The sequence below is a fragment of the Pseudomonas sp. PDM09 genome (assembly GCF_014852305.1).
GTDB lineage: Bacteria > Pseudomonadota > Gammaproteobacteria > Pseudomonadales > Pseudomonadaceae > Aquipseudomonas.
In genome coordinates, this window is the sequence record NZ_JACVBI010000009.1 from 215,692 (window position 1) to 229,235 (window position 13,544).

The window sequence follows — 13,544 nt, forward strand, 5'->3', positions numbered from 1 at the left end:
TTTTCAGCCCCGAGTTGTTTCTGATTCTCTTCACCGAACTGCATAGACGAGACTGACCACATGGCCCTCGACATTCACGCCCACCGCATCCTGATCCTCGACTTCGGTTCCCAGTACACCCAGCTGATTGCCCGCCGCGTGCGTGAAATCGGCGTGTACTGCGAACTGCATCCGTTCGACATGGACGACGAAGCGATTCGCGAATTCGCTCCAAAAGGCGTCATTCTCGCCGGCGGCCCCGAGTCCGTGCACGTAGCCGACAGCCCGCGCTGCCCGCAAGCGGTGTTTGACCTGGGCGTACCGGTCTTCGGTATCTGCTACGGCATGCAAACCATGGCTGAACAGCTGGGTGGCAAGGTCGAAGGTTCCGAGCTGCGTGAGTTCGGTTATGCCCGCGTTGACGTGGTCGGCAAGAGCCGTCTGCTCGATGGCATCGAAGACCATATCGACGCCGATGGCCTGTTCGGCCTCGACGTGTGGATGAGCCACGGTGACAAGGTCACCAAGATGCCGGAAGACTTCCACATCCTGGCCAGCACCCCGAGCTGCCCGATTGCCGGCATGTTCAACGATGCTCGCGGCTACTACGGCGTGCAATTCCACCCGGAAGTGACCCACACCAAGCAGGGCGGTCGCATCCTCTCGCGCTTCATCCTCGACATCTGCGGCTGCGAAGCCCTGTGGACACCTTCGAAGATTGCTGAAGATGCTATCGCCCAGGTCCGCGCCCAGGTTGGCACCGACAACGTATTGCTCGGCCTGTCCGGCGGCGTTGACTCCTCGGTGGTTGCCGCGCTGCTGCACAAGGCTATCGGCGACCAATTGACCTGCGTCTTCGTCGACAACGGCCTGCTGCGCCTGCACGAAGGCGAGCAAGTGATGGCCATGTTCGCCGAGAACATGGGCGTCAAGGTGATTCGCGCCAACGCTGAAGACCAGTTCCTCGACAATCTGGCAGGCGAAAGCGACCCAGAGAAGAAGCGCAAGATCATCGGCCGTACCTTCATCGACGTGTTTGATGCCCAGTCCAACAAACTGGATAACATCAAGTACCTCGCCCAAGGCACCATTTACCCGGACGTGATCGAGTCGGCTGGCGCCAAAAGCGGCAAGGCTCACGTGATCAAGTCGCACCACAACGTGGGCGGCCTGCCGGAAGAAATGAACCTCAAGCTGGTTGAACCCCTGCGCGAGCTGTTCAAGGACGAAGTCCGTCGTCTGGGCCTGGAACTGGGCCTGCCGTACGACATGGTCTACCGTCACCCGTTCCCGGGCCCGGGCCTGGGTGTGCGGATCCTCGGTGAAGTGAAGAAGGAATACGCCGACCTGCTGCGTCGCGCCGACCACATCTTCATCGAAGAACTGCGCAAAGCTGACTGGTACCACAAGGTCAGCCAGGCATTCGTGGTGTTCCAGCCGGTGAAATCGGTGGGCGTGGTGGGCGATGGCCGTCGTTACGCCTGGGTCGTGGCCCTGCGTGCCGTGGAAACCATCGACTTCATGACCGCACGTTGGGCGCATCTGCCTTACGAACTGCTGGAAACTGTTTCCGGCCGGATCATCAATGAAATCGAAGGCATCTCCCGCGTCACTTACGACGTGTCGAGCAAGCCGCCGGCGACGATTGAGTGGGAGTGATGCCCCCGGCCTCAGGGCCGATCGGCTGAAACAAAAAACGCCTGGTGCTTATGTACCAGGCGTTTTTTTTTGAGTTTTTCATAGTGCTCTGGAGCGAACAGCCACTCAGTCATGCTGACTGGATTTTTGTTTTTGGTTGGAAAGCACCGAAGCAAGAGCCGTTGTTCTCAATAGATCGCAAAGGCTGGCGTAGGTGTTAGAGAAACTGTGATCGAATCAAATCCGTATCGAACGGCGTTATCCCTTGCTTAGGTGCAAACACCGCCTGTGCCTGCTGCGGCGAAGCCACTCGTTCCAAATGCTTATCCGCCCGCGTGGTCGTTGCCACCGTGCGCGGCGATGAACATGGCGACGGCCGACCGGCAATAGGATTCGATTTCGTTGTCGTCCTCTGCTCTCGCCTCATCGAAGCGCGCGATAATCAGGAGATCGGATCCTTTGAAAAGTGCGGCAAACAAGCGGGCGGACTGGAGAGGATCGGGCACGTTCAGAACCGCCTTCGCGTGCAACTGACGCAACAGGGCCTCGATTTGGGCGATGACATAGGCGGGGCCAGCTTCGTATTGGCGCTTGCTTAACGACTTTTGATTCGTCTTGTCGGCCATGATCATGGCTTCGACACTACGGACGTCCGGGCTCAACAGCGTGCGAAGCAGGGTTGATCCCACCGCCATGAGCTGATCTTCGGCCGAACCGTCGAAGCCTTCAAAAAGGGCCTGTGGTGCAAACTGCTGGCAGTGGGCCGCGATGGCCGCGCTGAACAGCGCCTCCTTGTTCTCGAAGTGCCTATAGATGCTTAGCTTGGATATCTTCGCCCGCTGGGCGACCTTGTCCATGGTCGTCGCTTGAAAACCCAATTCCACAAAAAGTTCGCACGCGGCGTCGACTATCGTTTGGCCAAGCGCCTCGTTGGCGGGGCGGCCGCGCCGGGCCTGGTTGTTTTCGGTCATAAAAATTCCAGTACTTGACAGTGTTCTAATTCTTGAATTAGGGTACTTCAAAGTATCTTAAAAGTGCAAGCCAATCTCCCTTCATCTATAACACGGAGCCTATCACCATGAATGACGTCATCATCATCGGCGGCAGCTTTGCCGGTCTTGCCGCAGCCCTGCAGCTCGGCCGTGCCCGCCGAAAGGTCACCGTTCTCGATACCGGCCTGCCGCGCAATCGCTTCGCCGACCACTCGCATGGCCTGCTCGGCCACGACCACAAGCCACCGCTGGAGATCCTGGCCGAGGCGCGGCAGCAGCTGGCGCGCTATCCCACGGTCAGGCTGGTCACTGCCCGGGCCGAGAGCATCTCCGGCGCCATCGACGATTTCTCCGTCCTCACTGGCGATGGCGAAAGCCTCAGGGCGCGCCGCCTGATCCTGAGCTATGGCGTCGCCGACCAGATGCCTGAGGTTCCCGGCTTTGCCGAAGGCTGGGGCAGCTCCATCGTGCCCTGCCCCTATTGCGACGGCTTTGAAGTTGCCGGCCGGCATTGGGGCCTCGTCTGGTCCGGCCCGCCGTCGCACAACTACGTCAGGCTGTACCACGACTGGACCGACACATTGACGGTCTTCGCCAATGGTCACGACATTCCACCCGACATCCGGGCCGATCTGGCGCGCCGCGGCATCCTTGTCGTCGATGGCCGTATCACCGAAATCGACCATGACGAGAGCCATAACGCCACCGTCAGGCTCGACGCCGGCCCCCCTGTCGCGGTCGACATTCTGTTCGCGCATCCGCGCAACAAGCCATCCGCGCGCCTGCATGAATCGCTGGGCCTCGCCACGGTCAATACGCCCCAGGGCATCGCCCTCAAAGTCGACGAGCGCCGCGAAACCAGCATGCCCGGCGTTTATGCCGCGGGCGACCTCGCCAATCCCCTCATGCCCTCGGTCACCACGGCATCATGGCAAGGCGCGACGGCGGGTATCTCCGCCCAGCAGTCGATGCTGGTTTGAGAGCACAGATTCCCTTCTCCGGTTGCGTCGTCGCTTTCGAAGAGGTTGGCGTAGATCGGCGCGGTGAAGGACGGATCGTCGAGTTTGACGCAATGGTAGGAGCGGTTGTCCTTCGAGGTCCGGCGCCAGGCGGCACCGATCTCGGTCTGGTGCCTTATCGCTGCTGGAGGCGGGTTTAGAACGAATCAAAACGAGGAGATGTCATGACAGAGCAAAATGCCTATCAGGTCGCCGACTGGAATGGCCAAAGCGGAAAGTACTGGGTCGCCAACCAGGCCCGGCTCGACGCCATGTTTGCGGTGTTCGGCCAGGCCGCGATCAAAGCCGCCGCGCCCACGACGGGTGAGCGCGTGCTGGACGTCGGCTGCGGCGCGGGGGCGTCGAGTCTGGCTCTGGCCGCCCGCGTCGGCGCGGGCGGCCATGTGCTGGGCGTGGACATATCCGAACCGCTGATCGGCCGAGCGTGCGCGCTTGCGCCACAGGATACGCCGGCCCGGTTCCGGGTAGCCGACGCCAGCAGCGCCGAGCTGCCCGAGAGCGCGTTCGACATTCTGTTCTCGCGTTTCGGAGTGATGTTCTTCGACGATCCGACAGGGGCGTTCGCCCATATGCGACGCGCGCTCCGGCCGGGCGGGCGGGTCGCTTTCGTCTGCTGGCGCGGCGTGGCCGAGAACGATTGGGTGCGCCTGCCGATGGGCGCGATCAAGGGCATCGTCCCGCCGACCGCACCGCCCGATCCCGAAGCACCCGGCCCATTCTCGTTCGGCGATCGGGGGCGCGTGGCACGCATCCTGACAGCGGCCGGCTTCACCGATATCGCTATCGAGCCCTTCGATGCTTCCATCCCGTTCGGCGAGGGCGGGACGCGGGACGCGGCGATCGACGACGCGGTGAAGATGGCGTTCGAGGGCGGCCCGCTGTCGCTTGTGCTCGCTGATCAGCCCGACGACATCCGCGCCCACGCCTGGGCCGCGGTTCGTGCCGCCTTCGCGGGCCTCCCCGGCGAGCGGTCGGTGATGATCGACGGCGCGGCGTGGATCGTCATGGCACGCAATCCGGCAAGCTGACAGGGATTAATAGGGGAGATGCCCCCGCTCGGAAGCTTGTCACGCCGACGGACATGAAGGACAAGTCGACCTTCCGCTATTTCCATTCTGTGGCCACTGCCCGCGTCGATCATGCAGCGTCGAAGGACAAGGAGATCGCCCAAAATGTGTTGCGTCAGCTCGATGCATTACCTCCTTGCGCGGATACGGCATTGCACGCCTACTGCAAAGGGCACAATGGCAGGCAGGAGCAGGTGGGAAATTTCGAGCGATCTCGACTGTAACTGATCGTCCCTAACACCTGAAGGCCCCGTGAACGCGAGTTCACGGGGCCTTTTGCGTTTCAGCGCCGCGCCACATCCGAAAAGTAGAACTTATCCAGCGTATGCCGCGACTCGGTGTACTCGAACTGCCTGCCATCCTGCAAAAACGTCTGGTTACTGACCACAATCACATGGCTCTGGCCGTCGAGATCCAGGTGTTGCTGGTCGTCCTTGCTGCGGGGCACCGCTTCGATGGTGCGCTGGGCATAGGCGATTTGCAGTTGCAGGGTCTGTTCGATGAAGGCGTAGATCGATTGCTCGGCGATGTCGCGAGACAAACCGGGAATCACGTCGCTGACGAAGTGGTTGATGTCGAGGATCACCCGTTTTCCATCGATCCGCCGCACGCGTTTGATCCGCGTGATCAGGCTGCCTTCTTCGGCCTTGATGTGTTCGAGCAGTGGGCCTTCGAGGGGGATCTGGGTGAATTCGACCACCTCGGTGCTGACGTCATTGCCCAGTCGCGGGTAGGTTTCCTGGAAGCTGACGATACCGCCGAGCTGGAATTCGATCGGGTTAGTCGACAGCACGAAGGTGCCTTTGCCGTGGACTTTCTGGGCGAAGCCGCGCTCCTGCAATTGCTCGATGGCCTTGCGCACGGTGCCGCGGCTGGCCTGATAGCTGTCCATCAGTTCGGTTTCGGACGGCAAGCGGGCGCCGCGTTCCAGACGTTCGGTCGTAATGCTGGCAAGCAGATCGCTGTAGATCTGGTTGTATTTACTCATGGGGATGGCTCTGTGCCGTGCTGTGCTCAAGGTTTTGAACCTTAAGGGCAGGGTAGGGGTTTGTCCATGGCGTAGATGATGTGTAGCAGCTGCCGAACGCAGCCTCGCAAGCTCGCAAGCTCGCAAGCTCGACAGCTGCTACGGCCGAACGCGGCCTTTGGCAACTGCTACAAAGGTGAGTTTTTTCGGTGGGGGAATGTGCCGTTTGTCAGGTGGTGGATAAACAAAACCAAACTCGTCTGTACGAGTTGTTGCAATAACTCGTACAGACGAGTACTTTTCGCTTCGGCGTGCTGCCAATAACAAAAAACTACAGTGGAAGAACAAGCATGAGCCACGACTATCCGAACATTGCCTCTGAGCTGCTGCACAGCCTCGGCGGCAGCGATAACCTCGAGCAGGCCGCGCATTGCGTCACACGGCTGCGCCTGGCCCTCAAGGACCCGAGCCTGGTCAATAGCGCCACGCTGAACCAGATCGATCTGGTCAAAGGTTCGTTCTTTACCGGTGGCCTGTTCCAGGTGGTCATCGGCCCCGGCGAAGTGGAAAAGGTCTACGCCGAGCTACGCCGGCAAACCGGCCTCGCCGCCTCGACCATCGCCGACGTCAAACAGAAAAGCGCCGACAAGATCCACCCCATGCAGCGATTGGTGCGGGTGTTTTCCGACGTGTTCATGCCGATCCTTCCGGCGCTGATCATTGCCGGCCTGCTGATGGGCATCAACAACCTGATTGGCGCCAAGGGCATGTTCATCGAGGGCAAGACCCTGCTGGACGCCTACCCCAAGCTTGACGGGCTCTGGAGCCTGATCAACCTGATGGCCAACACCTCGTTCGTGTTTCTTCCGGCACTGGTGGGCTGGTCGGCGGCCAAGCGTTTTGGCGGCAGCGAAATCCTTGGCATCGTGCTCGGCCTGATGCTGGTGCACCCGGATCTGCTCAATGCCTGGAACTACGGCAAAGCGGTGGCTGGGCTTGAGGGGCAGAGCCTGCCGTACTTCGACATCCTGGGTATGTTTCAGATCGAGAAGGTCGGTTATCAGGGGCAAATCCTGCCGATCCTGATGGCGGCCTATGTGATGAGCGTCATCGAAAAATGGCTGCGGGCGCGAGTGCCTAATGCGGTGCAATTGCTAGTAGTGCCGATCACCACCATCGTCGTCACCGGTGTGCTGGCGCTGGCGGTGATTGGTCCGGTGACCCGCCATCTGGGGATTCTCATCACCGAAGGTGTGGTGACCCTGTTCGACCTGGCGCCCATGGTCGGCGGCGCTATTTTCGGCCTGCTCTACGCACCGCTGGTAATCACCGGCATGCACCACATGTTTCTCGCGGTCGATTTACAACTGATCTCCACCCAGGGCGGCACCTTCATCTGGCCGATGATCGTCATGTCCAACCTCGCCCAGGGTAGTGCGGCACTGGCGGTGTTCTACATGACCCGCAGTGTGCGGGACAAAAGCATGGCCTCGACCTCGGCGATTTCTGCCTACTTCGGCATCACTGAACCGGCCATGTTCGGGGTCAACCTGCGCTACAAATTTCCGTTCTATGCGGCCTTGATCGGCTCGGCGCTGGGCAGCATTTTCCTGTCGCTGAACAAGGTCCAGGCTTCGGCGATCGGCGTTGGCGGGCTGCCCGGTTTCATCTCGATCATCCCCCAGTTCATTCCGATGTTCGTGGTCGGGATGGTGATTGCCATGGTCGTGCCGTTTGTTCTGACCTGCGGGTTGAGCATGAGGATTGTCCGGCCTGGGTATCGGGTTGCCTGACAGATCGCATTCGCGAGCAAGCCCGCTCCCACAGTTGACCGCATCCCAATGTGGGCGCGGGCTTGCCCGCGAAGAGGCCCCCAAGGCCAGTACAAAACTTACTGAAGGAATCCCGCCATGCAAGACTGGCAACGTTCGGTGATCTACCAGATCTACCCGAAGAGTTTTCACAGCCACGCCGGCAACCCCACGGGGGATTTGCTCGGCGTCGTGGCCAAGCTCGATTACCTGCACTGGCTGGGTGTCGATTGCCTGTGGATCACGCCGTTCCTGCGTTCGCCCCAGCGCGACAACGGTTATGACATCAGCGATTACTACGCCATCGATCCAAGCTACGGGACCATGGCCGACTGCGAGTTGCTGATCGCCGAGGCCGGCAAGCGCGGGATCAAATTGATGCTCGACATCGTGGTCAATCACACCTCGATCGAACACACCTGGTTCCAGCAGGCCCGCAGCAGCCTCGACAACCCTTACCGCGATTTCTACATCTGGCGCGACCAGCCGAACAATTGGGAATCCAAATTCGGCGGTTCGGCCTGGGAGTACGAGGCCCAGACCGGTCAGTATTACCTGCACCTGTTCGACCACACGCAGGCCGACCTGAACTGGGACAACCCCCAGGTGCGTGCCGAAGTGTTCAAGATGATGCGTTTCTGGCGCGACAAAGGCGTGGGCGGTTTCCGTCTGGACGTGATCAACCTGATTTCCAAACCGGCGGATTTCCCCGAGGACAACAGCGACGGTCGGCGCTTCTACACCGACGGCCCGAACGTCCACGAATACCTGCAGCAGATGCACCGCGAAGTGTTCGAAGGCCATGACCTGATCAACGTCGGCGAGATGTCGTCCACCAGTCTGGAGCATTGCATTCGCTATTCGCGGCCGGAGTCGAAAGAGCTGTCGATGACTTTCAATTTCCATCACTTGAAAGTTGATTACCCGAACCTGCAGAAGTGGGTTCGCGCCGATTTCGACTTCCTCGCACTCAAGCGCATCCTCGCCGATTGGCAGACCGGCATGCAGGCTGGCGGCGGCTGGAACGCGCTGTTCTGGTGTAACCACGACCAGCCGCGGGTGGTCTCGCGTTTTGGCCATGACGGTGAACATCGGGTGGTGTCGGCGAAGATGCTCGGCACGGCGCTGCATTTCCTGCAGGGCACGCCGTTCGTGTATCAAGGCGAAGAACTGGGCATGACCAATCCGGGGTTCGATCACATCGATCAGTACCGCGACGTCGAAACCCTGAACATCTTCCGGCTCAAGCGCGAGGCAGGTAGCAGCGATGCCGACAACATGGCGGCGATCATGCAGAAGTCCCGGGATAACGGTCGCACGCCGATGCACTGGAACGCCGAGCCGAACGCTGGTTTCAGCGCGGTCGAACCCTGGATCGGCGTGCCGGCCAACGCAGCGCAAATCAACGTCGCCCACCAACTCAACGACCCGGATTCGGTGCTGCATCACTACCGTCAGTTGATTGCGCTGCGTCGCAGTGAAACGTTGATGTCCGACGGCGTGTACCGGCAGTTAATGCCTGAGCACACACAAATCTGGGCGTATGTGCGTGAAGGCCATGGCGAGCGTTTGCTGGTGCTGAACAACTTCTATGGCGCGCCGTGCGAAGTCGAGTTGCCGCCAGAAGTGATCAACGAATCGATGGTGCAATCTCTGGTCATCAGCAACTACCCGGACTGCCCGCCGCGCAATCGGCAGGTGTTTTTACGGCCCTATGAGTCGTTCGTTCTGCGCCTGACTGACCACTAAAAAACACTAATTCAAAAAACACGCAGAACGCTGCGCGGGGGAGTTTTGCGCGCCGATTTTGCTGCATCACACAATAAAAATAATGAGGTGGTTCTTGAAAACAACAATAAATCGCAGCCTTGTAGCGGCGGGCGTGTACCTGGCATTACCGTTATCGGCCCATGCGCTGGAGTTCGCCGGCTATGTGCGTAGCGGTGTCGGCACTTCGGTCAACAGCAGTTCGCAATCATGTTTTCAATTGCCGGGTGCGCAGTCGAAATACCGCCTCGGCAACGAATGCGAACAGTATGCGGAGCTGGAGTTGCGTCAGGACTTGTTCACCCTCGACGACGGCTCGGTGCTCAGTGTCGACGGCATGGCCTCGCTGTATAACCAGTACGACCGCAGCCTGACGTTCAACGGCGACAACGGCTCGGTGCGCATGCCGCAGTTGTATGCGCAATGGTCGAACATGCCCAGCCTCAACGGCGGTTCGCTGTGGGCCGGTCGGCGTTACTACAAACGCAACGATATCCACATTTCCGACTTCTACTACTGGAACCAGAGCGCCACCGGTGGCGGTATCGAAGATGTGCTGATCGGCGATCTGAAATACAGCTACGCCTTCTCGCGCAAAGACAACCTGTACCAGAAGGACTACATCAACCGTCACGATTTCAACGTCGCCGGCTTCAACACCAACCCTGGCGGTGAGCTGGAGTTCGGCTTGAGCTACATCGACAAACCCGACAGCCGCGACGCTCACCACGGTTGGGCGATTACCACCCAGCATGTGCAGAAAGACTTTCTGGGTGGCAAGAATAAACTGGCCTTTCAGTACGGCGAAGGCCCCGGTACCGGGTTGGGCTATACCGGTAACGTGAGGCTGGACGACAGCAGTAAAAGCTATCGCGTGGTGGAGTTCTTCGACTGGCAAGTGACGCCGCGATTTGGTGGGCAGGTTGAAGCGGTCTACCAGAAGGACATTCGTCCGGACGGCGCCGACCAGAACTGGATTTCTCTCGGGATTCGTCCGGCCTATGCGATCACCGAGCAGTTCAAACTGGTGACCGAACTGGGCCACGATCAGGTTGAAGCCACGGGCGGGACGCGCAAGCTGAGCAAGTTCACCTTCGCCCCGACCTGGTCGCCCAAGGGCCCGGAATTCTGGGCGCGCCCCGAGGTGCGTCTGTATTACACCTATGCCAGCTGGAACGAGGCGGCTAAACGGGCGGCCAATGAACTGGCTGCGGGTTCGGCGTTGTCCGACACCGGCGCCTTCGGCACGGCGCGACACGGTTCGAACGTCGGATTGCAGGTCGAGTATTGGTGGAAATAAGCGATGCTGTCGGAGCCTCGCGCTCCATCAGCACTTCAAAGAACAAAACAGCAGGTGACGTCATGGCCACACCCCAACAATTGCAACTGCTGGCACCCTTGTCCGGCGTGCTGATGCCGCTGGATCAGGTGCCCGATCAGGTGTTTTCCAGTCGCGTGATCGGCGACGGTCTGTGTATCGATCCGACTTCGCAAACCTTATGCGCACCGCTGGCCGGCGTGATCAGCAATGTGCAGGTCAGTGGGCATGCCGTCAGCATCACCGACGACAATGGCGTACAGGTGCTGATGCACATCGGTCTCGATACCGTGAACCTGGCTGGAAAGGGTTTCACCCGATTGGTGGAGGAAGGTCAGCGGGTAATAGTGGGGCAGGCACTGATCGAGTTCGATGCCGATTACATTGCCTTGAACGCCCGCAGTTTGTTGACCTTGATGCTGGTGGTCAGCGGCGAGCCGTTCACCTGGCTGGCGCCCGAAACGGGTGTGGTGGAAAGTGGTCAGCCGCTGCTGAGGCTGCGTCCATCCGAAGTGGCAGCCGATGAGGGGATTGCGCAGGAGGGCGAAGCGCTGTTTTCCAAACCGGTGACGCTGCCCAACACCAACGGTTTGCATGCTCGCCCCGCAGCAGTGTTTGCCCAGGCGGCGAAAGGCTTTGCGGCGAGCATTTGCCTGCATAAACAGCAGGACAGCGCGAACGCCAAATCCCTGGTGGCGATCATGGCGTTGCAGACCGCCCATGGTGACGTCCTGCAGGTCAGCGCGGCGGGCGCGGATGCCGAAGTGGCAATCAAGACGCTGGCCGAGTTGCTGGCCGCCGGTTGTGGAGAAGCCGTAACGGTGATGGCAGAGGTTGAGACAGTTGCCGCGCAGGCCTCATCGCTAACGGTGCTGCGCGGCGTCTGTGCATCGCCGGGGTCGGCGTTTGGCCAGGTGGTGCAGATTGCCGAGCAGAGCCTTGAGGTCAGTGAATCAGGCGTCAGCCCTCAGGTTGAGCGCGAACACCTGTCCCGAGCGCTGGCCAAGGCGGTTCTGGCCTTGCAGCAGTTGCGAGACAAGGCCACGGGTGACGCCCAGGCAGACATCTTCAAGGCTCATCAGGAACTGCTCGAAGACCCTGGCCTGCTGGATCAGGCACTGGCACTGATCGATGCAGGCAAAAGCGCCGGTTTCGCCTGGCGTGCGGCCACCGAGTCGACGGCCACCTTGTTCAAAAAACTGGGCAATGCCTTGCTGGCCGAACGGGCAGCGGATTTGGCCGACGTCGGTCAACGGGTACTCAAGCTGATTCTCGGCGTAGAAGATCGTGCAATGGAGTTGCCGGACGGGGCGATTCTGATTGCCGAGCAACTGACGCCCTCCCAAACGGCTGGCCTGGATACGCGCAAGGTGCTCGGGTTCGCCACGGTCGGTGGTGGCGCCACCAGCCACGTGGCGATTCTCGCGCGGGCCTTCGGTTTGCCGGCGATCTGCGGCTTGCCGGTTCAGGTGCTGACACTGATCAATGGCACCCGGGTGTTGCTCGATGCCGACAAGGGCGAACTGCAGCTCGATCCCGAGCTGGCTGCCATTGAGCAGTTGCAAGCCAATCGTCAGCTGCAAAAGAAACGCCAACAATACGAGCTGGAAAATGCAGGACTGGCCGCCTGTACCCGCGATGGGCATCATGTTGAAATCACCGCCAATATCGCGTCCCTGGCCGAAGCCGAACAGGCCATGGCGCTGGGGGGCGAGGGCGTCGGTCTATTGCGTTCGGAGTTTCTTTATCTGGATCGCAACCACGCGCCAAGCCATGACGAACAGGCATCCATCTACAGCGCCATTGCCCGCGCATTGGGGCCAGCGCGTAACCTGGTAGTGCGCACCCTGGATGTCGGCGGTGACAAACCCTTGGCCTATGTGCCGATGGAGCGCGAAACCAACCCGTTCCTGGGCATGCGCGGGATTCGTTTGTGCCTGGAGCGTCCGCAACTGTTGCGTGATCAGTTCAAGGCGATCCTGAGCAGCGCCGGGCTGGCTCGCCTGCACATCATGCTGCCGATGGTCACGCAATTGTCGGAACTGCGGCTGGCTCGCCAACTGCTGGAAGAAGAAGCGCTGGCATTGGGCCTGACTGAACTGCCGAAACTGGGGATCATGATCGAAGTACCCGCTGCGGCGCTGATGGCTGACCTGTTTGCGTCCGAAGTGGATTTCTTCTCCATCGGCACCAACGACCTGACCCAGTACACCCTGGCCATGGACCGTGATCACCCACGGCTGGCCAGTCAGGCTGACAGTTTTCATCCCTCGGTATTGCGCTTGATCGTTACCACCGTGAAAGCCGCCCATGCCCATGGCAAATGGGTCGGAGTATGCGGCGCACTGGCTTCGGAAAAACTGGCGGTGCCGTTGTTGCTGGGGCTTGGGGTGGATGAGTTGTCGGTGAGCGTGCCGTTGATTCCGGCGATCAAAGCGGCGGTTCGCGAAGTGGATTTGCTGGACTGCCAAGCCATCGCCCAGCAAGTGCTGGGGCTGGAAAGTGCCGAGCAAGTGCGCGAGGCATTGCGGCTGCACCACGAGGCAACGGTCGATACTTCACTGGTTCTGGAGAACTGAGCATGTTCGAGAAAATGCAGCGGGCGTTCTGGAAAGCGTTGACCCCGGACCTGGTGGTGGATGAGCCGAAAGAGGAGGCTCAGCCGGTTGGCGGTTTGGCCGCAAATATCGTCGCCGGGCTTGGCGGAATGGATAACCTCAAGTCGCAACAGCCGGTGGCGCTGACCCGGGTGCGGGTGGAATTGCGGGATGTGGCGCGGATGGATCGGCAGGCTTTGGCGGCGGCGGGGGTGCCAGGGGTGATGATGCTGGAGGATGGGGTTGTTCATCTGATCACTGGTCTCCAAGCGTAACCGACCGTGGCGAGGGACTGCCTGTGGCGAGGGAGCTTGCTCCCGTTGGGCTGCTGAGCGGTCAAACTCTGCACGGTGCTCGTTCCCACGCTCCGCGTAGGAATGCCTCAAGGG

General features: G+C 60.3%; 11 protein-coding genes and 1 pseudogene. 9 read left to right on the forward strand and 3 right to left on the reverse strand.

Annotated elements, in window-relative coordinates; all coding sequences use genetic code 11:
* Nucleotides 1-60 precede the first annotated feature (60 nt).
* Nucleotides 61-1,638 carry a glutamine-hydrolyzing GMP synthase gene (gene guaA / locus IB250_RS21910; RefSeq protein ID WP_007903619.1) on the forward strand — a complete coding sequence of 526 codons (1,578 nt, stop codon included), beginning with the start codon at nucleotides 61-63 and terminating at the stop codon, nucleotides 1,636-1,638.
* 302 nt (nucleotides 1,639-1,940) lie between these two features.
* Here guaA and IB250_RS21915 read toward each other — a convergent pair whose 3' ends face one another.
* Nucleotides 1,941-2,588: a TetR/AcrR family transcriptional regulator gene (locus IB250_RS21915; protein WP_192345551.1), complete on the reverse strand. Its 648-nt coding sequence runs from the start codon at nucleotides 2,586-2,588 to the stop codon at nucleotides 1,941-1,943.
* 107 nt (nucleotides 2,589-2,695) lie between these two features.
* Here IB250_RS21915 and IB250_RS21920 point away from each other — a divergent pair, with 107 nt between their 5' ends.
* Complete coding sequence (locus tag IB250_RS21920) at nucleotides 2,696-3,589, forward strand: NAD(P)/FAD-dependent oxidoreductase (protein WP_192345552.1); 894 nt, start codon at nucleotides 2,696-2,698, stop codon at nucleotides 3,587-3,589.
* 17 nt (nucleotides 3,590-3,606) lie between these two features.
* Here IB250_RS21920 and IB250_RS29095 read toward each other — a convergent pair.
* Nucleotides 3,607-3,738: pseudogene (locus tag IB250_RS29095) on the reverse strand (DUF736 family protein); the annotation flags it as partial.
* 54 nt (nucleotides 3,739-3,792) lie between these two features.
* Between IB250_RS29095 and IB250_RS21930 the strand changes: the two are divergent.
* Nucleotides 3,793-4,656, forward strand: a complete 864-nt coding sequence (locus IB250_RS21930; RefSeq protein ID WP_192345553.1) for a class I SAM-dependent methyltransferase — start codon at nucleotides 3,793-3,795, stop codon at nucleotides 4,654-4,656.
* 53 nt (nucleotides 4,657-4,709) lie between these two features.
* The gene (locus tag IB250_RS21935; RefSeq protein WP_192345554.1) at nucleotides 4,710-4,919 is read left to right on the forward strand and encodes a hypothetical protein; all 210 of its coding nucleotides are present in this window, start codon (nucleotides 4,710-4,712) and stop codon (nucleotides 4,917-4,919) included.
* Between the two features lie 59 nt (nucleotides 4,920-4,978).
* Here the strand turns inward: IB250_RS21935 and treR are convergent, their stop codons facing one another.
* Nucleotides 4,979-5,683, reverse strand: coding sequence for a trehalose operon repressor (gene treR, locus IB250_RS21940; protein WP_192345555.1), 705 nt, complete (start codon nucleotides 5,681-5,683; stop codon nucleotides 4,979-4,981).
* A 329-nt stretch (nucleotides 5,684-6,012) separates the two neighbouring features.
* Here treR and treP point away from each other — a divergent pair, with 329 nt between their 5' ends.
* From treP to IB250_RS21965, 5 genes are all read left to right on the forward strand, one after another.
* A complete protein-coding gene (gene treP, locus IB250_RS21945) occupies nucleotides 6,013-7,455 on the forward strand; it encodes a PTS system trehalose-specific EIIBC component (protein ID WP_192345556.1) in 1,443 nt (480 codons plus the stop codon).
* 117 nt (nucleotides 7,456-7,572) lie between these two features.
* Complete coding sequence (gene treC / locus IB250_RS21950) at nucleotides 7,573-9,222, forward strand: alpha,alpha-phosphotrehalase (protein WP_192345557.1); 1,650 nt, start codon at nucleotides 7,573-7,575, stop codon at nucleotides 9,220-9,222.
* 94 nt (nucleotides 9,223-9,316) lie between these two features.
* Nucleotides 9,317-10,540, forward strand: a complete 1,224-nt coding sequence (locus IB250_RS21955) for a maltoporin (RefSeq protein ID WP_192345558.1) — start codon at nucleotides 9,317-9,319, stop codon at nucleotides 10,538-10,540.
* 62 nt (nucleotides 10,541-10,602) lie between these two features.
* Entirely contained in the window at nucleotides 10,603-13,137 is a 2,535-nt protein-coding gene (ptsP, locus tag IB250_RS21960; RefSeq protein WP_192345559.1) for a phosphoenolpyruvate--protein phosphotransferase, read from the forward strand.
* A 2-nt stretch (nucleotides 13,138-13,139) separates the two neighbouring features.
* On the forward strand, nucleotides 13,140-13,430 hold the full coding sequence (locus IB250_RS21965; RefSeq protein ID WP_192345560.1) for a PTS transporter subunit EIIB: 291 nt from the start codon (nucleotides 13,140-13,142) through the stop codon (nucleotides 13,428-13,430).
* Nucleotides 13,431-13,544 lie beyond the last annotated feature (114 nt).

Excerpts from the sequence above, each read along its gene's own strand:
- guaA (WP_007903619.1), top strand. The coding sequence starts at position 61 with ATGGCCCTCGACATTCACGCCCACCGCATCCTGATCCTCGACTTCGGT.
- IB250_RS21915 (WP_192345551.1), bottom strand. The coding sequence starts at position 2,588 with ATGACCGAAAACAACCAGGCCCGGCGCGGCCGCCCCGCCAACGAGGCG.
- IB250_RS21920 (WP_192345552.1), top strand. The coding sequence starts at position 2,696 with ATGAATGACGTCATCATCATCGGCGGCAGCTTTGCCGGTCTTGCCGCA.
- IB250_RS21930 (WP_192345553.1), top strand. The coding sequence starts at position 3,793 with ATGACAGAGCAAAATGCCTATCAGGTCGCCGACTGGAATGGCCAAAGC.
- IB250_RS21935 (WP_192345554.1), top strand. The coding sequence starts at position 4,710 with ATGAAGGACAAGTCGACCTTCCGCTATTTCCATTCTGTGGCCACTGCC.
- treR (WP_192345555.1), bottom strand. The coding sequence starts at position 5,683 with ATGAGTAAATACAACCAGATCTACAGCGATCTGCTTGCCAGCATTACG.
- treP (WP_192345556.1), top strand. The coding sequence starts at position 6,013 with ATGAGCCACGACTATCCGAACATTGCCTCTGAGCTGCTGCACAGCCTC.
- treC (WP_192345557.1), top strand. The coding sequence starts at position 7,573 with ATGCAAGACTGGCAACGTTCGGTGATCTACCAGATCTACCCGAAGAGT.
- ptsP (WP_192345559.1), top strand. The coding sequence starts at position 10,603 with ATGGCCACACCCCAACAATTGCAACTGCTGGCACCCTTGTCCGGCGTG.
- IB250_RS21965 (WP_192345560.1), top strand. The coding sequence starts at position 13,140 with ATGTTCGAGAAAATGCAGCGGGCGTTCTGGAAAGCGTTGACCCCGGAC.